The sequence below is a fragment of the Pseudomonas sp. efr-133-TYG-103a genome (genome assembly GCF_030209235.1).
Lineage (GTDB): Bacteria > Pseudomonadota > Gammaproteobacteria > Pseudomonadales > Pseudomonadaceae > Aquipseudomonas.
This window is the reverse complement of record NZ_JARVSK010000006.1, coordinates 122,978-142,224: the sequence shown is the minus strand read 5'-3', so window position 1 is coordinate 142,224 and position 19,247 is coordinate 122,978. Positions and strand designations below refer to the sequence as shown.

17 protein-coding genes are annotated in these 19,247 nt (G+C 60.4%); 7 read left to right on the top strand and 10 right to left on the bottom strand.

From position 1 onward, the window contains the following. Positions 1-20 precede the first annotated feature (20 nt). The 5 genes from QRN36_RS05495 to QRN36_RS05475 all read left to right on the top strand — a co-directional run bounded on the left by QRN36_RS05495 (position 21) and on the right by QRN36_RS05475 (position 7,954). A complete protein-coding gene (locus QRN36_RS05495; RefSeq protein ID WP_285423123.1) occupies positions 21-1,448 on the top strand; it encodes a di-heme oxidoredictase family protein in 1,428 nt (475 codons plus the stop codon). 26 nt (positions 1,449-1,474) lie between these two features. Beyond that, complete coding sequence (locus QRN36_RS05490) at positions 1,475-2,539, top strand: imelysin family protein (RefSeq protein ID WP_285423122.1); 1,065 nt, start codon at positions 1,475-1,477, stop codon at positions 2,537-2,539. 1 nt (position 2,540) lies between these two features. Continuing rightward, positions 2,541-3,638, top strand: coding sequence for a DUF1513 domain-containing protein (locus QRN36_RS05485; protein WP_285423121.1), 1,098 nt, complete (start codon positions 2,541-2,543; stop codon positions 3,636-3,638). Between the two features lie 112 nt (positions 3,639-3,750). After that, the gene (locus QRN36_RS05480) at positions 3,751-4,902 is read left to right on the top strand and encodes an efflux RND transporter periplasmic adaptor subunit (RefSeq protein WP_285423120.1); all 1,152 of its coding nucleotides are present in this window, start codon (positions 3,751-3,753) and stop codon (positions 4,900-4,902) included. A 25-nt stretch (positions 4,903-4,927) separates the two neighbouring features. Next, entirely contained in the window at positions 4,928-7,954 is a 3,027-nt protein-coding gene (locus QRN36_RS05475) for a multidrug efflux RND transporter permease subunit (RefSeq protein WP_285423119.1), read from the top strand. Between the two features lie 112 nt (positions 7,955-8,066). Here the strand turns inward: QRN36_RS05475 and QRN36_RS05470 are convergent, their stop codons facing one another. The 5 genes from QRN36_RS05470 to colR all read right to left on the bottom strand — a co-directional run bounded on the left by QRN36_RS05470 (position 8,067) and on the right by colR (position 11,833). Further along, on the bottom strand, positions 8,067-8,291 hold the full coding sequence (locus QRN36_RS05470; protein ID WP_285423118.1) for a hypothetical protein: 225 nt from the start codon (positions 8,289-8,291) through the stop codon (positions 8,067-8,069). Then, a complete protein-coding gene (locus tag QRN36_RS05465) occupies positions 8,288-9,007 on the bottom strand; it encodes a lipopolysaccharide kinase InaA family protein (RefSeq protein ID WP_285423117.1) in 720 nt (239 codons plus the stop codon). Before QRN36_RS05465 ends, QRN36_RS05470 begins: the two co-directional genes overlap by 4 nt. A 4-nt stretch (positions 9,008-9,011) precedes the next feature. Further along, positions 9,012-9,680 (bottom strand): class I SAM-dependent methyltransferase, encoded by a 669-nt coding sequence (locus QRN36_RS05460; protein WP_285423116.1) that lies wholly within the window; start codon positions 9,678-9,680, stop codon positions 9,012-9,014. A 199-nt stretch (positions 9,681-9,879) separates the two neighbouring features. After that, entirely contained in the window at positions 9,880-11,160 is a 1,281-nt protein-coding gene (locus QRN36_RS05455) for a HAMP domain-containing sensor histidine kinase (RefSeq protein WP_093461742.1), read from the bottom strand. Continuing rightward, positions 11,150-11,833, bottom strand: coding sequence for a two-component system response regulator ColR (gene colR / locus QRN36_RS05450; RefSeq protein ID WP_285423115.1), 684 nt, complete (start codon positions 11,831-11,833; stop codon positions 11,150-11,152). Before colR ends, QRN36_RS05455 begins: the two co-directional genes overlap by 11 nt. A 231-nt stretch (positions 11,834-12,064) precedes the next feature. Here colR and QRN36_RS05445 point away from each other — a divergent pair, with 231 nt between their 5' ends. Then, entirely contained in the window at positions 12,065-12,808 is a 744-nt protein-coding gene (locus QRN36_RS05445) for a phosphatase PAP2 family protein (RefSeq protein WP_285423114.1), read from the top strand. Between the two features lie 668 nt (positions 12,809-13,476). Here the strand turns inward: QRN36_RS05445 and groL are convergent. The 5 genes from groL to QRN36_RS05420 all read right to left on the bottom strand — a co-directional run bounded on the left by groL (position 13,477) and on the right by QRN36_RS05420 (position 18,693). Then, positions 13,477-15,120, bottom strand: coding sequence for a chaperonin GroEL (gene groL, locus QRN36_RS05440; protein WP_093461751.1), 1,644 nt, complete (start codon positions 15,118-15,120; stop codon positions 13,477-13,479). A gap of 51 nt (positions 15,121-15,171) precedes the next feature. Continuing rightward, positions 15,172-15,465 (bottom strand): co-chaperone GroES, encoded by a 294-nt coding sequence (locus QRN36_RS05435; RefSeq protein ID WP_062384143.1) that lies wholly within the window; start codon positions 15,463-15,465, stop codon positions 15,172-15,174. 255 nt (positions 15,466-15,720) lie between these two features. Beyond that, positions 15,721-16,218 carry an FxsA family protein gene (locus tag QRN36_RS05430; protein WP_285423113.1) on the bottom strand — a complete coding sequence of 166 codons (498 nt, stop codon included), beginning with the start codon at positions 16,216-16,218 and terminating at the stop codon, positions 15,721-15,723. Positions 16,219-16,283: 65 nt separating this feature from the next. Then, positions 16,284-17,015, bottom strand: coding sequence for a HugZ family protein (locus QRN36_RS05425; protein ID WP_285423112.1), 732 nt, complete (start codon positions 17,013-17,015; stop codon positions 16,284-16,286). Between the two features lie 670 nt (positions 17,016-17,685). After that, positions 17,686-18,693, bottom strand: a complete 1,008-nt coding sequence (locus QRN36_RS05420) for a DUF481 domain-containing protein (protein ID WP_285423111.1) — start codon at positions 18,691-18,693, stop codon at positions 17,686-17,688. A 160-nt stretch (positions 18,694-18,853) separates the two neighbouring features. Here QRN36_RS05420 and QRN36_RS05415 point away from each other — a divergent pair, with 160 nt between their 5' ends. Next, the gene (locus QRN36_RS05415; protein WP_285423110.1) at positions 18,854-19,222 is read left to right on the top strand and encodes an MGMT family protein; all 369 of its coding nucleotides are present in this window, start codon (positions 18,854-18,856) and stop codon (positions 19,220-19,222) included. Positions 19,223-19,247: the final 25 nt, after the last annotated feature.

Genomic DNA, 19,247 nt, shown 5'->3' with positions numbered 1-19,247 from the left:
CAGCCCTTTGCAGGATCTGTATGACTGCGCGGTCCCGTTCCTCGTTATTCCTGCTCGTGGCCATGGCCATTGGCGGGTGCGATGACGCCCCGCGTTTCAGCACCGCCGAACCCGGCGAGGCCCAGTCCGCCGGCGCGGCCACCGTCAACAAAAGCGACCGCAACGCCTTCTCCATGCCTTCTGCCAACCTGTCGCCATCCCGGCGCCTGGACTTCAGCGTGGGCAACAGTTTTTTCCGCAGCCCTTGGGTAATCGCGCCGGCCACGACGACCGCCCGCGACGGCCTCGGCCCGCTGTTCAATACCAATGCCTGTCAGAACTGCCACATCAAGGATGGCCGTGGTCATCCTCCCGAGGCAGGGGCCGACAACGCCGTATCGATGCTGGTGCGCCTGTCGATCCCCAATGACCCCGCATTCGCCCGGCAGATCGAACAGCTGGGGCTGACACCCGAACCCGTTTACGGCACTCAGTTGCAGGACATGGCCATTCCCGGTGTCCCGCCGGAAGGCAAGGTGCGGGTCGAATACGACTCGATGACCCTGCACTTCCGCGACGGCACGCCGGTGCAACTGCGTCGCCCTACCCTGCAGATCACCCAGCTCGGGTACGGCCCGATGCACCCGCAGACCCGCGCATCGGCGCGCATTGCCCCGCCCATGATCGGCCTGGGCCTGCTGGAGGCAATCCCTGAGGCGGCGATTCTCGCCAACGCTGATCCCGAGGACAAAAAAGGCACCGGCATCACCGGCACCCCCAACCGAGTCTGGGACGATGCGCAGCAAAAAATTGTGCTTGGGCGCTTCGGCTGGAAGGCCTCGCAGCCCAGCGTCAATCAGCAGAATGCCCACGCCCTGGCGGGCGACATGGGGCTGACATCCCGTCTGAAGCCAGCCGACGATTGCACCCCGACGCAAACGGCCTGCCTGGCTGCGCCCAATGGCGAGGGGCCAGATGGCGAACCTGAAGTCAGCGACAACATCCTGCGACTGATGACCTTCTATACGCGCAATCTGGGTGTTCCCGCGCGCCGTGACGTCGCCGACCCGCAAGTGCTGGCGGGCAAGAACCTGTTCTTCAAGGCCGGCTGTCAGCAATGCCACACGCCACAGTTCACTACTTCCGCCGACGCCGCCGAACCTGAGCTGGCCAATCAGGTGATCCGGCCCTACACCGATCTGTTGCTCCACGACATGGGCGAAGGCCTGGCCGACAACCTCAGCGAGTTTCAGGCCAACGGTCAGCAATGGCGCACGCCGCCGCTATGGGGCATCGGCCTCACGCAGACGGTCAGCGGCCATACCCGGTTTCTGCATGACGGGCGCGCCCGCAACCTGATGGAAGCGGTGCTCTGGCATGGCGGCGAGGCGTTGCCCGCACAGCGCCAGGTGCTGGCCTTCGATGCGCAGCAACGTGCGGCGCTGCTGGCGTTCCTGAATTCTCTATAACGTTTTCCAAAGATAAGGAGTCGGGCATGTTCCGTCCCAAGCTGTTGTTCACCAGTCTGGCCGCCCTCGCGCTCGGCGCCTGCGCGCCTTCCGACCCGCAGGCGGTGACGTCGGCAGCCATCGCCAAACAGGTGATCCTGCCGACCTACAGCCGCTGGGTCGATGCAGACAGGCAGCTGGCGGTCAGCGCATTGGCCTACTGTGAGGGCAAGTCCGATCTCGACACCGCGCGCGCTGACTTTCTGCATGCGCAAAAAGCCTGGGCCGAGCTGCAACCGCTGTTGATCGGTCCTTTGGCCGAGGGCAATCGTGCGTGGCAGATTCAGTTCTGGCCAGACAAGAAAAACCTCGTCGGGCGTCAGGTCGAGCAACTGGTCACCGCTCAGCCGCAGATCACTGCCGACGCGCTGGCGAAATCCAGCGTGGTGGTCCAGGGCCTGTCGGCCTACGAATACATTCTCTTCGACGCCAGCATCGACATGGCCAACGCCGAACAGAAAAGCCGCTATTGCCCGCTGCTGATCGCCATCGGCGAGCGTCAGAAAGCCTTGGCCGAAGACATCCTCAACGGCTGGAACAACAGCGACGGCATGCTCGCGCAGCTGAGCAAATTCCCCAACCAGCGCTACGCTGACGCTCACGAAGCGATTGCCGAATTGCTGCGCGTGCAAGTGACTGCGCTGGACACGCTGAAGAAGAAACTCGGTACGCCGCTGGGTCGCCAGACCAAAGGCATGCCGCAGCCTTTCCAGGCCGAAGCGTGGCGCAGCAAGGCGTCGCTGAGCAGCCTGCAGGCGAGCCTCGCCAGCGCCGAAACCGTCTGGTCGGGTGTCGACAACAAAGGTTTGCGTGGCCTGTTGCCCGCTGGGCAGAAGCCGTTGGCCGACAAGATCGACGCGGCCTACGCGGAGAGCCGCAAGCAGCTCGCCGCGTTGAAACCGCCCCTGGCGGATTTGCTGGCGACTGAAGAAGGCCGTCAGCAATTGAACGCTTTCTACGACAGCCTGAACGTCGTCCATCGCCTGCATGAGGGCGAACTGGCCAAGGCGCTGGGCATTCAGTTAGGTTTCAACGCCAACGATGGTGACTGATATGTTGCGACGTCAGGCTCTGGCCCTCGGCAGTCTCGTGCTCAGCGCCTGCACCCTGGGCGGCTGGACGCTGTTCAGGAAAAAGGGCGAAAGCCCGCTGCTGCTGTCCGCCCGGGACGGCAGCGACGGGCAGCACTACGCCGTGGGCTATCGCGTGGATGGCACTCAGGTGTTCGCCACCGCCGTCGCGCAGCGTTGCCACGACATCATCAACCATCCGCACCGGCCGCTGGCGCTGTTCGTCGCGCGCAGGCCAGGGACGCAAAGCTACCTGATCGATCTGCGCGACGGGCGTCTACTACAAACCATCACATCGCGACCGGACCGGCATTTCTACGGCCATGCGGTCATCCACAAGAGCGGCGAATGGCTCTACGCCACTGAAAACGACACGCGTGATCCGGGCCGCGGCCTGCTGGGCATCTACCGTTTCGTCGGTGACCGGCTGGAGCATGCCGGTGAGATGCCGACCCACGGCATCGGTCCGCATCAGGTGTCATGGATGCCGGATGGCGAGACGCTCGTGGTCGCCAACGGTGGCATCCGGACCGAGGCGGAAAGCCGCGTCGAAATGAACCTCAATGCGATGGAGCCGAGCCTTGTGCTGATGCAGCGAGACGGCACGCTATTGAGCAAGGAGACGCTGTCGCAACAGATGAACAGCGTGCGGCACATGGCGATCGCCAGCGACGGCACGGTTGTCGCCGGTCAGCAGTTCATGGGGCCCTCTCACGAGTCAGCCGAGTTGCTGGCGATCAAGCGTCCGGGCCAGCCGTTTCAGGCATTCCCGGTTGCCGCGCAGCAGCTGCAGTCGATGGCGCATTACACCGCCAGCGTGGCCATTCACGACGAATTGCGGCTGGTCGCATTGACTGCGCCGAGGGGCAACCGTTTCTTTATCTGGGACCTGGACAGCGGCGCACTTCGCCTGGACGCGCCACTGCCTGATTGCGCAGGCGTCGGCGCGGTCGCGGACGGGTTCGTCGTGACCTCGGGCCAGGGCCGCTGCCGGTTTTACGACTGCCGCCAGAACACATTGATCGCCCAGCCACTGGCATTGCCTTCGGGATTGTGGGACAACCATCTGCATCTGGTGTGAGTGGGCCTGGGGTTGGCTTGGGATTGCGACTTTGATACCTGCGGGCATCAAAATCAGTGGTTCAAATCAACGCCTGAGCCCGTAGGGCATCGAGTTTCCAAGGAAGTGAAATATGTTGCGTCGCCGCATGGTGATCATGTTGGGAGTCGTGTTGATCGTGGTGCTCGCCCTGGGTGGCTACAAGGCGTTTTCGATCTACCAGCAGATCCAGCAATTCAGCGCTCCGAAGCCGCCGATCAATGTGGCGGTCGCTGTGGCCGAAGAACGCGCGTGGCAGAACCGGCTGCCGGCCATCGGCACGCTCAAGGCCTTGCAAGGTGTCGATCTGGCACTGGAGATCGCCGGCACGGTCAGGGCTGTGCAGTTCGAATCCGGGCAGAAGGTCAAGGTCGGCCAACCGCTGGTGCAACTCGACAGCGATGTTGAAAAAGGATTGTTGGGCACTGCCGAAGCGGACTTGGGGCTCGCTCAGGTCGACTACGCCCGCGGCAGCAAGCTGGTGGGCGACTCGGCCATTTCCCGAGGCGAATTCGACAAGCTCGCCGCGACCCAGAAGAAAGCGGCGGCTACCGTGGCGCAACTGAATGCCTCGCTCGCCAAGAAACGAATTCTGGCGCCCTTCAGCGGCACCATCGGCATCCGCCAGGTGGACGTCGGCGACTATCTCGCCAGCGGCACGGTGATCGCCACGCTTCAAGACCTCACCAGCCTTTACGCCGACTTCTATGTACCGGAACAAATGGTGCCCAGACTTGCCATCGGCCAGCAGGTGCAAGTCAGCGTTTCGGCGTATCCGGACAGCGTGTTCACCGCCAGCATCAGCGCGATCAACCCCAGGGTCGAGGACACGACGCGCAATGTGCTGGTCCGCGCCACGCTGCCCAATCCCGACGGCAAGCTGCTGCCGGGCATGTTCGCCAACCTGCAAGTGCTGCTCGGTGAGGACAGCCGGCAACTGGTGCTGCCCGAAAGCACGATCACCTACACGCTCTACGGCAACTCGGTGTACGTCGTCGTTCCTAAAAAAGGCAGCGACGGCCAGCCTGAAAAAGATGCCAAGGGCGAACCGCAGCTCATCGTCGAACGGCGCTTCGTCACCACCGGCGAGCGTCGCGGCGGTCAGGTCATCATCAGCAAGGGCCTGCAACCGGGCGAGCAAGTGGTGACCGGTGGCCAGCTCAAACTCGACAACGGCGCCGCCGTCGCCATCAGTGCCGATCAGGCAGCACCCGCCGAGCAGAACTCTCAGCCCAAGGCTGATTGATCGGCTGACTGTCCAAGGAGCATTCATGGCATTCACAGACCCGTTCATCCGCCGTCCGGTGCTCGCCAGCGTGATCAGCCTGCTGATCGTGTTGCTGGGTTTCCAGGCCTTCAACAAGCTGACCATCCGCCAGTACCCGCAGATGGAAAACGCGTTGATCACCGTGACCACGGCGTATCCCGGCGCCAATGCCGAAACCATTCAGGGCTATATCACGCAACCTTTGCAGCAAAGTCTGGCAAGCGCTGAAGGCATCGACTACATGACGTCGGTGAGTCGACAGAATTTTTCGGTCATCTCCATCTACGCCCGCATCGGCGCCAACAGCGACCGGCTTTACACTGAACTGCTGGCCAAGGCCAACGAGGTAAAGAACAAGCTGCCGCAGGACGCCGAAGATCCGGTCCTGACCAAAGAAGCGGCCGACGCCTCGGCGCTGATGTACATCAGTTTCTACAGCGCCGAACTGAATAACCCACAGATCACCGATTACCTGTCGCGGGTCATTCAACCGAAGCTGGCTACCCTGCCGGGGATGGCCGAAGCCGAGATTCTCGGCAATCAGGTCTTCGCCATGCGCCTGTGGCTCGACCCGGTAAAATTGGCGGGTTTCGGCCTGAGCGCCAATGACGTCACTGACGCAGTGCGCAAGTACAACTTCCTGTCGGCCGCCGGTGAAGTAAAAGGCGAATACGTCGTCACCAGCGTCAACGCCACGACGGATCTGAAATCCCCGGAAACCTTCGCCGCGATACCGCTGAAAACCGTGGGCGACAGTCGCGTGTTGCTGGGGGATGTGGCCCGCGTGGAGATGGGCGCGGAAAACTACGACACCGTCAGCTCGTTCGACGGCACGCCCTCGGTGTACATCGGCATCAAGGGCACGCCCAGCTCCAACCCGCTGGATGTGATCAAGGAGGTGCGGCGGATCATGCCGGAGCTCGAAGCCCAGTTGCCACCGAGCCTGAAAGCCTCCATTGCCTACGACGCCACGCTGTTCATTCAGGCCTCGATTCACGAGGTCGTGAAGACGCTGATCGAAGCCGTGCTGATCGTCATCGTCGTGGTCTTCCTGTTCCTCGGCGCGCTGCGCTCGGTGCTGATTCCGGTCATTACCATCCCGCTCTCGATGATCGGCGTGCTGTTCTTCATGCAGATGATGGGCTATTCCATCAACCTGCTGACGCTGCTGGCGATGGTGCTCGCCATCGGTCTGGTGGTGGACGACGCCATTGTCGTGGTCGAGAACATCCATCGGCACATCGAAGAAGGCAAGACGCCGCTGAATGCCGCCCTTGAAGGCGCGCGCGAGATCGCCATGCCGGTGGTGTCGATGACGATCACCCTGGCGGCGGTGTACGCCCCCATCGGCTTCCTCGAAGGGCTCACCGGTGCGCTGTTCAAGGAGTTCGCCCTGACGCTGGCCGGGGCCGTGGTGATTTCCGGCATCGTGGCGCTGACGCTGTCGCCGATGATGTGCGCCCTGCTCCTGCGACACGACGAGAACCCGAGCGGCCTGGCGCATAAGCTCGATCAGGTCTTCGAGGGCTTGAAAGTGCGCTATCAGCGCCTGCTGCACGGGACGTTGAACACCCGAGCGGTGGTGATCGTCTTCGCTGTACTGGTGCTGTGCCTGATCCCGGTGTTCCTCAAGTTCAGCCAGTCGCAACTGGCCCCTGACGAAGATCAGGGCATCATTTTCATGATGGCGACGTCGCCGCAGCCGACCAACCTCGATTACATGAACCGCTACACGGATCAGCTCATCGAGATCTTCAAGGCGTTTCCCGAGTACTACTCGTCGTTCCAGATCAACGGCTTCAACGGCGTGCAGACGGGTGTGGGTGGCTTCCTGCTCAAGCCGTGGGATGAACGCAGCCGCACGCAGATGGAATTGCTGCCCGAGGTCCAGGCCAAGCTGAACAGCATCACCGGCCTGCAGATTTTCGGCTTCAACCTGCCTTCTCTGCCCGGCACCGGAGAAGGCCTGCCGTTTCAGTTCGTGGTCAACACGCCCAATGATTACGCGGCGCTGCTGGAAGTGGTCGACCGGATCAAGAAGCGCGCGGCGGATTCGGGCAAGTTCGCGTTTCTGGACATCGATCTGGCGTTCGACAAGCCGGAAGTGGTGGTCGATATCGACCGCGCCAAGGCCGCACAGATGGGCGTATCGATGCAGGACCTGGGCGCGAGCCTGGCGACGTTGCTGGGCGAGGCGGAGATCAACCGCTTCACCATCGATGGCCGAAGCTACAAGGTCATCGCTCAGGTTGAGCGCGCGTTTCGGGACAATCCCCAGTGGCTCACCAACTACTACGTGAAGAACGCGGAAGGCAAAATGCTCCCGCTGTCGACGCTCATATCAGTCAGCGACAGAGCAAGGCCGCGCCAGCTCAATCAGTTTCAGCAACTGAACGCCGCGATCATTTCCGGCTTTCCACTGGTGAGTCAGGGCGAGGCGATCGAGTTGGTCAGGCAAATCGCCAGTGAGGAAGCACCTCCCGGCTTTTCCTACGATTACGCCGGCGCCTCCCGACAGTACGTTCAGGAGGGCAATGCACTGTGGGTGACGTTCGGGCTGGCGCTGGCGATCATCTTCCTGGTGCTGGCGGCGCAGTTCGAGAGTTTCCGCGATCCGCTGGTCATTCTGGTCACGGTGCCGCTGTCGATTTGCGGCGCGCTGATTCCGCTGTTCCTGGGGATTTCGACGCTGAACATCTACACCCAGGTCGGGCTGGTGACGCTGATTGGATTGATCAGCAAGCACGGCATCCTGATCGTCGAGTTCGCCAATCAATTGCGCCGCGACAAAGGCCTCACGGCGCGTGAAGCCGTGGAAGAAGCCGCCGCGATCCGACTGCGCCCTGTGCTGATGACCACTGCAGCCATGGTGTTCGGCATGGTGCCGTTGATCCTCGCGACCGGCGCCGGCGCGGTCAGCCGTTTCGACATCGGCCTAGTGATTGCCACAGGGATGTCGGTCGGCACGTTGTTCACCCTGTTTGTGTTGCCGTGTGTGTATGCGTTGTTGGCTTCTCGGGCGTCACATTGACGCCTTATGGACTTGGAGTAGGCAGAGTAAGCACTTCAAGCGAACGGCAGGCCCTGAACAAATCAAAATAAAAAGGCCCCGATGTTCGGGGCCTTTTGGTCAGGTGGTTGTATCAATGCTGCGGCCCCGTTCCTTGTGCCAAGCCAAACATCAACAACAGCAGATCATGATCGGGTTGGGCCGAAGCAACGGCCTTGGTCCGAGGCAAAGGACAGGCCCCTTCGCCATGCACAGCACTCAGAATCTTCGGCCCGGGTTGATCCCAGGCAGCCAGGGCAATGGAAGTGACTCCCAGCGCCCCGATCAAAAACAAACCTCGTGCCATTTCTAACTTCATCGATCTAAACCTTTGATGGAGCTGCCAAACGCGGTTTCGTAAAAGTAGACTAGCTTGCTCCAATCTGCAGGTTTGAACGACGAGTGGCGACGCAGTTGCTTCATGTCGTGCTGAGCGGCGGCGTAGGCGGTCATTCGCTGGCGGCATTTCTCAAGATCGAGCAGCGCGACCTCAGGCTTGGCATCCGCGCCTTCGCCGACGACGCGCACGAACACATGCTTGATGTAGATGCAGCTGTGCTGCCAGCGCCCTTTGTGCATGCGAGCCAGATTGCCGGCCAGTTCCTTGAGCATCTGCTCATAAACGGCTTCGCCGTACTGCTCGCGACCGCCCGCTTCCAGCCACTTCTCGAATTCGACGTAGCCGTCCAGAGAAGCGGTGACCAGCAGCGCACGCCACTCGTTGTTTTCATCGCGCTCCGCCCCGCAGAACACCATGCGCGGGACGTTGACGTTCAGCTGGTGCAGACCTTCGAGGGCGTCACGCTCGCGCAGCACCGTCGGACGACCGAACGGGTGCAGCCAGCTGCGATAGATGTGGCCGGTCTGGCGCTTCACGTACAGCAGGCGACCATTCTCTGAAACGACGCGCTGCACACCACTCTCACCGCCCCGGCGAACGTTGGGCTCTTCCACCCATTCGCCCCGGGTGTTCCAGAAGTAGGCGAAACGGTCCTTGGCAGGAACGGTAAACTCTGCAGCGAAATCCACGGCCATCCTGTTACCTCTTACGTAATAGATACACACGCCACATGGCGTACATCGGCAGGAAATCCAGTCGTTCCTGGATGCGGAATCCTGCCTGTTGAAATTCAGCTTCGACCGTATCGACCGGTAACACAAAACGATTCTGGAAATCGTGCGGGTTTCGGGTTTTCTCAGCGCGCTTGCGTTTCCAGGCTTTGAAATTGCCGTCAACCCACAGCGAGACGATCACGCTGTCTCGGGTGACCCGATGAAACTCCTTCAGCAAAACCGCTCTGTCCTCGGCTTTACCGATATGGTGCAGCAGGCGCATGGAAAAAATACTGTCGACTGCGTTATCCGGCATGTCGATGGCGAATGCAGATGTCTGCAAGGGTTGTACCCGTTTCACCACCTCGGCCGGCTGAGACTCGCAGGCAATCTTGACCATCGAGGCCGAGTTGTCTGCGCCGATGATCACGCGGTTCTCTTTTTCTGCCAATACGGGCCAGAAGCGACCCGCACCACACGGCAAGTCCAGAACCAGCCCCGGCTCACCTGCCAGCGCGAGCGCACGACGCGCCAGCTGCTTGTCCCGGCGATCAGACAACCGTCGAGCCAGTCCGTCCTTGTGTTTGCGCAAATATTTTTTCGCGTGTTCGTCGTCGTATTTGCGTGAAAAATCCAGCTCGATCCGATTGCTCATGTGTGCATCTCCTGAAGTTGACGCCACCAAACTAGGTAGATTGGCGTCATCGGCAGGTAATGCTGGTGTGAAAAAAACGTCGAAAAAGCGGGCCAAATGTTACGGGGTTTTTCAAGACGATAGGGCTAGCATATGGCCATATCGCGTCAGATCCCAGCAACATTTCATTTTGGCCGTTTGCAGTCTAGGCAATCGGCTGTCACTGGCGGTCCGATCGCATGTCCACGCTGAAGCGGCAGCCGTTGGGCTCCATGGTGTCGAGCGTGACGGTCCATCCCTGGTTCTCGCAGATCCGCTGGACCAGCGACAGCCCCAGCCCCAGCCCTTCTCCGCGCTTCTCGTTGCCGCGCACGAACGGCTGAAACATCGCTTCGCGCTTCTCCTCGGGAATGCCCACACCGGAATCTTCCACCATGAAGCCTTCGTCTCGCAGCGTCAGGCGAATGAAGCCCTGATCGGTGTAGTGCAAGGCGTTACGCAGCAGGTTGCCCATGACCGCATACAGGAAGGTAGCGTTGTAGGGTTTGTCTGATGGATCCGCAGGACAGTACTCCAGCTTTAACCCCTTGGCCTCGATCGGCTCCCGCCACAGGTTGATCAGCTGTTGAGCAGCGCCTTGCAACGTCAGCTGAGGATGCATACCGGCGTCATCGCGCTGGGTACGAGCCAGCATGAGGAACGTCTGCACCAGATCGCGCATCTCTTCGCACGCCCGCGCCACCCGCTCGACCTGCGCCCTGGCACGCTGATCCAGCGCCGGGTTGCCCAGCAGCAGTTCGCAAGAACTGGCCAGCACCATCAGCGGCGTACGCAGCTCATGGCTGACGTCGCTGGTGAACATCCGTTCGCGGGTCAGCGCATCGCGCAGACGCCCGAGCGTCGCATCGAAGGCCACCGCCAGCTCACCCACTTCGTCGGCGGCGTAATCTGGCGCCAAGGGCGGCGCCAGGCCGAGTAATTGATCGCGATGGCGAACCTGCCGGGCCAGCCGCACCACTGGCGCCATCACCCGACGCGCCAGCACCCAGCCAAGGAACACCGCCAGCGCCAGTGCCAGCACGAAACCCACCAGCACGACGGCGAACAGCACACGCTCGCGCTCTTCAAAGTCGCTTTGATCCTGAAGGAGCACGTAGTGTCGGCCGTCGACGATCTCGACCATCGCGTGGTACGACAACGGCCCGCGAAACACTTCATGAAATCCCGGTTCCAGGTGGCGCAAATCCTTGGGCAGTTCGAAATCGCCCGGCCCGCCACTGAAGTAGAACAGTTGGTCGGGCTCGGGACGGTGACTCCAGTCGCTGACGCTGTCCATCAACAGCAAGCGAGTGAGGTCGCCGCCCAGCCCCGCCGAGATCAGCTTTTCTTCGACCAGATGGACAGTGGCAACGATGCCCATCGCGAACGACCCGGCAACCAGCGCACTCATCAGCGCAAACGCGATGATGATCCGCTGGGCAAGGCTTTGCTTAAACTCCATCGCGGCCCTCGGCCAGGCGATAGCCAACACCGTGCACGGTCTGCAGCAGAGGTTTGTCGAACGGCTTGTCGATCACCTGACGCAATTGGTGGACATGACTGCGCAAGCTGTCGCTGTCCGGGCAATCGTCGCCCCACAGGGCCTCTTCAAGCACCTCGCGGCGCAGCACGTGCGGGCTTTTCTGCATCAACACCGCCAGCAGTTTGAGGCCGACCGGGTTGAGCTTGAGCATCTTGCCGCCGCGCGTGACTTCCAGGGTGTCGAGGTCGTACTCCATATCGGCAACCTGCAGCGTACGACGTCCGCCGCCTTGTGCACGACGCAACACCGCTTCGATCCGCGCAGCCAGTTCGGAAAGCGCAAAAGGCTTGAGCAGGTAATCGTCAGCCCCGGAGCGGAAGCCCTGCAGGCGGTCATCCAGTTGGTCCCTGGCGGTGAGCATGATGACCGGGGTGTCCCGGCGCGCGTCTTCGCGCAGGCGCTTGCACAAGGTATAGCCATCGATGCCAGGCAGCATGATGTCGAGCACGATCAGATCATAGTGTTCAGTGGCCGCCAGGTGCAGGCCAGACAAGCCATCCTGCGCGCAATCGACGGTGTAGCCCTTGAGGCCAAGATAGTCGGCGAGGTTCGCGAGAATGTCGCGATTGTCTTCAACCAGCAGAATTCTCATGAGTGCAGGTCTCCCATTGCGGTTGTCGGCATGTCATGAAGGCACTACGGATAACGCGTTCAAGATGCTCGAAGTTGGCGGCAGCTTACGGCCAAGAACGCCCAAGGGCCAGCGTCGGCGTGCATAACGTTTTTTTCACTCGCGATTCACACCCCGCCGACAGCGCCGCGCACAGACTGCCGACGCTTTGACTCACCTGCGAAATTTCTTCGTCATCACACGGAATCTGCCATGTCACACGTCTTCGAACGGCCGGCCTCCCGCCCGATCAACCTATGGGTTTTCCTGGGCATTCCAGCGCTGACCGCCCTGACGTTGCTGCTGTTGGAGTTGACGTCGCTGGACATGGACATCGCTAAGCTGGCTTATGACCCGGCCACCGGCGATTTCATCGGTCGCCACAGTTACTTCCTGGAAAACGTCTTGCATGACCGCGCCAAACAGGTGGTCATCGCGTTGGCCCTGTTCTCGGTCGCGGGATTCGCTGCTGCTTTCTTCGTCGAAAAACTCAAACCGTGGCGGCGTGAACTGGGCTGTATGGTGCTGTCCATGGCGCTGTCCACGAGCTTTGTTACGCCTGTGAAAGCGGTGACAGCGGTGCAATGCCCCTGGAGCCTGACCGAGTTCGGCGGCAAGGAAACCTACAGCGAACTCCTCAGCCCACGCCCACAAACCGACAGCCCCGGCCGATGCTGGCCCGGCGGTCATGCGGCAACGGGCTTCACGCTGTTCGCATTGTTCTTCGTGTTCCGCGACCGAAGACCCCGGCTGGCCAGAGCGGGCCTGATCTTCGCTTTCAGCCTGGGGACGATCTTCTCCATTGGACGAATGCTCCAGGGCGCGCACTTCTTCTCACACAACATCTGGACAGCGGTGTTCTGCTGGTTGATTTGTCTGGGCGCTTACTACGCCGTGCTCTACCGGCCAGAGGCTGGGAGGGATAAGGTGGTTGAAGGGGCGGCGGTTTCTGGATAGGTGTTGGCTTCAGGGCGCTACATCGATGCCCTGCGGGCCCATCGCGAGCAAGCTCACTCCCACAGGGATCTGCGGGTATTCCCGAACTCTCCGGCCACACCCAACTCCCGTAGGAGCGCGCTTGCCCGCGAAGACTGAGTAACAGCCGAAGCATCTCCACCGGACACACCGGCCAATTCGCGGGCAAGCGCGCTCCTACAAAGGTACGCGGCGCTGACTGGTTACAAAACCTATGGGGCAAGCTTGCTCATGAACGGTGACGTCCAGACGCTACATTTCCACAGCATCCACTGGCCTCTTCCCGGCTGAAGCCGGTCCTACAGGCGCTGCAAATGTTTGTAGGACCGGCTTTAGTCGGGAACGCGTCGGGCGTCACGCCGTTGATCGAGGGGCTGTTAAAGACAGTTGGCTCACTCGCACATTTGTTGCAACGTGCCGCAGTCCGACAGATCTCCTCGTCCGCATTTCGGTGTTCCATCGAAATTCTTGGCGAACACGAAGGCGATCAACTCAGTCCAGCAGACCGCGGCACGTTGCAACAGATGTAGGAGTGAGCTTGCTCGCGATAGGCCCGAAGGGCATCAGAGTAACGATCCAAAGCCAGACCCCCATAAAAAAACCCCGCCGAAGCGGGGTTTCTTTATTACAGCTAAAGGGTGAAGGCCGACTTACATCATGCCGCCCATGCCACCCATGCCGCCCATGTCCGGCATGCCGCCAGCTGCAGGCTTGTCTTCAGCCACGTCAGCGATCATCGCCTCGGTGGTGATCATCAGACTGGCGATGGAGGACGCGGCCTGCAGAGCAGAACGAGTCACTTTAGCCGGGTCCAGAATACCCATTTCGATCATGTCGCCGTATTCGCCGGTGGCAGCGTTGTAACCGAAGTTACCCGAACCCTGCTTGACCTTGTCGACTACAACGCTTGGCTCGTCGCCGGAGTTGGCAACGATCTGACGCAGCGGTGCTTCAACAGCGCGGCGCAGCAGTGCGATACCGACGTTCTGATCGGCGTTGTCGCCTTTCAGCTCGGAGATGGCCTGCAGGGAGCGGACCAGCGCCACGCCACCGCCAGGTACCACGCCTTCTTCGACGGCTGCGCGGGTTGCGTGCAGGGCGTCTTCAACGCGGGCTTTCTTCTCTTTCATTTCAACTTCGGAACCGGCACCGACCTTGATCACTGCAACGCCGCCGGACAGCTTGGCCAGACGCTCTTGCAGCTTCTCTTTGTCGTAGTCGGACGAAGTGTCACCGATTTGCTGACGGATCTGAGCGATACGTGCGTCGATGTCGGTTTTCACGCCGGCACCGTCGATGATGGTGGTGTTTTCTTTGTTCAGCACGACGCGCTTGGCGTTACCCAGGTGCTCCAGGGTAGTGCTTTCCAGGCTCAGACCGATCTCTTCGGAGATGACGGTACCGCCAGTCAGGACAGCGATGTCCTGCAGCATGGCCTTGCGACGGTCACCGAAGCCTGGCGCCTTGACGGCAGCGACTTTGACGATGCCACGCATGTTGTTCACAACCAGAGTCGCCAGGGCTTCGCCTTCAACGTCTTCGGCAACGATCAGCAGAGGACGGCCGGCTTTGGCGACGGCTTCCAGGACTGGCAGCATTTCGCGGATGTTGGAGATCTTCTTGTCAACCAACAGCAGCAGAGGGCTGTCCAGCTCGGCAACCATGGTGTCCGGCTTGTTGATGAAGTACGGGGACAGGTAGCCACGGTCGAACTGCATGCCTTCAACGACCGACAGCTCGTTTTCCAGACCCGAACCTTCTTCAACGGTGATGACACCGTCTTTGGTCACTTTTTCCATGGCTTCGGCAATGATGTCGCCGATGGAGTTATCGGAGTTGGCCGAGATGGTGCCGACCTGAGCAATGGCTTTGGTGTCGGTGCAAGGCTTGGACAGCGACTTCAGCTGAGCAACGATGGCGATGGTCGCCTTGTCGATGCCGCGCTTGAGGTCCATCGGGTTCATGCCGGCAGCGACGGCTTTCAGGCCTTCGTTGACGATGGCTTGAGCCAGAACGGTAGCGGTGGTGGTACCGTCACCAGCGTCGTCGTTGGCACGGGAGGCAACGTCTTTGACCAGCTGCGCGCCCATGTTTTCGAAACGGTCTTTCAATTCGATTTCTTTGGCAACCGACACACCGTCTTTGGTGATCAGCGGAGCGCCGAAGCTTTTCTCGATGATGACGTTACGGCCTTTCGGGCCCAGAGTTGCTTTGACAGCGTCGGCCAGGACGTTTACACCAGCCAGCATCTTTTTACGGCCAGCGTCGCCGAATTTAACTTCTTTAGCAGCCATGATCGTTATTCCTTAAATACTTTGTAGTAACGGGAAATGCGGGGTATCAACTCAGCCTTCGACGACCGCGAGAATTTCGTTCTCGCTCATCACCAGCAGGTCTTCGCCGTCTACTTTCACAGTGTTGCTGCCGGAGTAAGGGCCGAACACCACTTTGTCACCCACTTTCACGGCCAGCGCACGTACTTCACCGTTGTCCAGGATGCGACCGGCACCGACGGCGATGATTTCGCCACGGTTTGGTTTCTCAGCAGCCGAACCTGGCAGCACGATACCGCCAGCAGTCTTGGTTTCTTCTTCGCTGCGACGGATTACGACGCGGTCATGCAGAGGACGAAGCTTCATTGTCGATCTCCTAATTATGGTTTTTGAACGCCCGGTGTTGGCACCGGGGGGTTAAAACATCCGGGCTTGCCGGTTACGGTTCGCGAGCGAACCGCAGAATACGGTCTGACGAAATGCGCCAGAAACCTTGCGGTGACCCATACATAAGGGCGAGCAAGCTGATTACAAGGCTCGACCCAGAAATTTTTTAACGAAATGGCGGTCGCCAAAAAGCAGCACGGCACCCGAAGGTGCCGTGCAAGTCCTGGAGGCGGATCACTTTTTGTCGAGCGGCTCGTATTCGCCTTCGATCACCTCACCTTCGATGACCTCCGGCCGCCGCGCACTCGGGCGACCCGCGCTCGGGCCTGCGGGGTTCGCCGCATGCATGTCTTCGGCAAAGGCCCGCTGCCGCGCGGCCTGATCCTGCGCACGCTGGCGCACCTTGTTGGCCAGCAGACGACGAGTGAACGGCATCAGGCAGATGACACCGAGCACATCACTGATGAAGCCCGGCAGCACCAGAAGCCCGCCGCCGACCGTCATCATCAAGCCATCCATCATCTGCTGCGCGGGCAGTTCGCCCCGAGCCAGACTTTCGCGTGCGCTCATGGCAGTGGCCAGACCGGCGACGCGAATCACGAAAACCCCAAGCATCGAGCCTGCGACCACCAACAGAAACGTCGCCAGAAAGCCGATAGACATCCCGACCTTTACCAGCACGAACAGCTCGAGCACCGGAAAAAGCAATAAAAGCAAAAGAAAAGCGCGCATCAAATCAGTTCCTCAACGGAAGACGTCTTCCAGTAGAGCCTAGATGAAGTCGCAAATTCGTTAATTCAAGCCTCGACGGCTTCAGCGACCGGCCATTTTTCAGCGTGAGCCAGCTGAACCAAGGCCTGGCGCACTTGTGTCGGCGTATTACAAGGTTCCGGGAAAGCCAACCAGAACAGTCCCTGACCGATGCGCAGATGCATGCCTTCGCTGTCGATGCCGACCAGCGTCGCGGGCTCGGTCGCCGGCAGACCCGCCAGTTCGACATAGTGCGCGATGGCTTTGGCGTGGTCCTGGTTCATGTGCTCGACCATGCTGGTCTCGGCGGCACCGGCGAAAGGGTTAGTCAGTGCGACCTCGTCCAGCCAGTGGATCGCGCCGAAGCCACCGATGAAGCGATAACGCACCGGCGTCAGCACCCAGAAGTCGAAATCGTGCGCGCTGTGGTAGCTCTGCGATTCGGGGAAATAGCGGTAATAGCGCTCAGCGGCGGCTTCGATGGCCACGTCATCGCTGAGCTTATGCGCCTCGGCCATGACAGTGACGCGCCCGACGGCCTGAATGTCTTCGGCGCCCCGCTCGCCCACCAGCAGCGAGCATTTGGGGTCGAGCTGCAGGTTGTGGGTGTGCTGAGCGATGCGGCTGATCAGGATCAGCGGACGGCCCTGGTCGTCCAGGCAATACGGCACCACGGAGCCGAAGGGGAAACCGGGCATCGACTTGGAATGAGTCGACAGCACGCCACGATATTCCTTGAGCAGCAATGCTCGGGCTTGCCGGTTGGCTTTGGCGCTCATGGTGGGGCTCCTCAAAGAAACGTGATCTGCACAGACGAAAAGACCCACATCGGCGGGTATCGGGAACAAGATAATCGTTATCGCAGGCGGGTGCCAGATTGAGAAGCTGTGACGATTTTGCGGAGAAATCGCGTAAAAACTCTGCGGGCAGTCGCGAACGCTGTGGGAGTGAGCCAACTGTCTTTAACAGTCCCTCGATCAACGGCGTGACGCCCGACGCTTTCCCGGCTAAAGCCGGTCCTACGAAAAGCTCGCAGCGTCTGTAGGACCGGCTTCAGCCGGGAAGAGGCCAGTGCATGCTGTGGAGATGTAGCGTCAGGACGTCACCGTTCATGAGCAAGCTTGCCCACAGGTTTTGTTACCAGTTAGCGCCGCGTACCCTTGTAGGAGCGCGCTTGCCCGCGAATCGGCCGGTACATCCGCTGGAGATGCTTCGGCCGTTACTCAGTTTTCGCGGGCAAGCGCGCTCCCACGGGAGTTGGGTGTGGCCGGAGAGTTCGGGAATACCCGGAGATCTCTGTGGGAGTGAGCTTGCTCACGAAGCGGTCATGACATCCGGCAAAGATGCGACGACAGCCAGCAAGCATTCGCGAGCACGCTCGCTCCCACAGTGCCTGACTCCGCAAGCCGACTGAAACTCAACTTGCGGGCCCAATACCAAGAAACCGCCTTACCAGGCCACGCCGAAGCCTGCGGTGTAACGAGTCTTGTCCAGATCGCCGTCGTCAGATCCGCTGATGATGTTCTTCTCGGCCTTGAGGTTGAGGGACGCCCACTCGGTGACTTTGTAACGCAGGCCGATTTCGGTATCCAGGCTGTAATCCGCAACGCCACTGATGGGCTTGCCGAGTTCGCCGTTGGTGAAGAACTCAACCTTCTTGCCAATCAGGTAGCGGTTGTAATCCCAGGTGCCGGATACCGAGTAGAAGTTGTCTTTCTCACCGTTGGAGTATTCGTAGTCCGTGCGGTTAAGCAACGTCCCGACCTTGAACGCACCCAGTTCGTCGTCCCAGAACTGATAGCCCGGACCGGTACCGACCGTTCTCTGGCGGCGCAGGTCTTCGATGTTGTCGTGCTTGTAGGTGATCCGGCCATCCCAGAACCACTTGTCGGTGATGAACCGGTCAATGGAATACTCGGCGTTCCAGTTGTCGGTGGTGGTCTCTTTGTCCTGCGTCTCGCGGTTGTACTCACCCTCGGCGTTGTGACGCCATCTGCCATGAGTAGCCGAAGTCTTGAACGCGATGTTGTAGTCGTCGGTGTCTTTGTCAGCACGCTGGAAGTCCAGCGCAGCGTCGACATTGCCCTTCCAGACCAGATCAGTCACCACAGGCTTGGGCTTCATGATCTGCTGGATGCTGGCCAGGTCCACGGTCTTGGGCGCGTCGCCGTTGGCAAGGGTGACCTTGCCGTCATCGGCGGCGTGCAGCGACTTGGAAATCTCACCGTTGTAGGCATCCTGCTTGACCAGCAAGTGCTGGTCACTCTCCAGCGTCTTGACCTCTTTCCAGTCCAGCGGGATATCGCCTGCATACTTGGTGTTGAGCAGCAGCTTCCCGCCGTCGAAGACCTTGATGGTCCCGGTCAGCTTGTCACCGTTCTTCAACCAGACGGTGTCGGCGAGCAAGGGAGTGGAAGCGCTGGTAATAGCTAGACACAACAGGGTTCTGGACAACATAAGCAACTACAAGGCTCTGGTTCGCGGAAAATCGGGCATTATCCTTGCGGACAACGTCAAGGCAATCGAGGGACCGCCGGCACAGGTATCACTGACCGTAGGAAATTTCCCAAGTTCCTTATCGAAAATTCCCGTTGGTCCTACAATCAGGAACGAATGCGTGATCGAACAATCCTCGATCGAAAACGACCCCACCGGCCTGTCTCCCGCAGAGGCCCGGCGCACGGCGCTTTACCTCACGCTGCATCAAGTGCCGGAGGGAAAAGTCGTGAGTTACGGGCAACTGGCCGAGCTGGCCGGTTTAGGACGAGCGGCACGCTTCGTCGGCCGCGCCTTGAGCCAGTTGCCTGACGGCAGCACCCTGCCGTGGCATCGCGTATTGGGCGCCGGAGGTCGACTCAGCCTGGCGGCAGGCACCGTGTCGGGAGAGGAGCAACGGGCGCGGTTGCGTGCCGAAGGCGTGACCATCCGTAACAATCGTGTGGATATGCAGCGTCATGGCTGGCGTCCGACAGAGCACAACGGTTAGAGTGCGCGCTTTGTTTACGTAATCT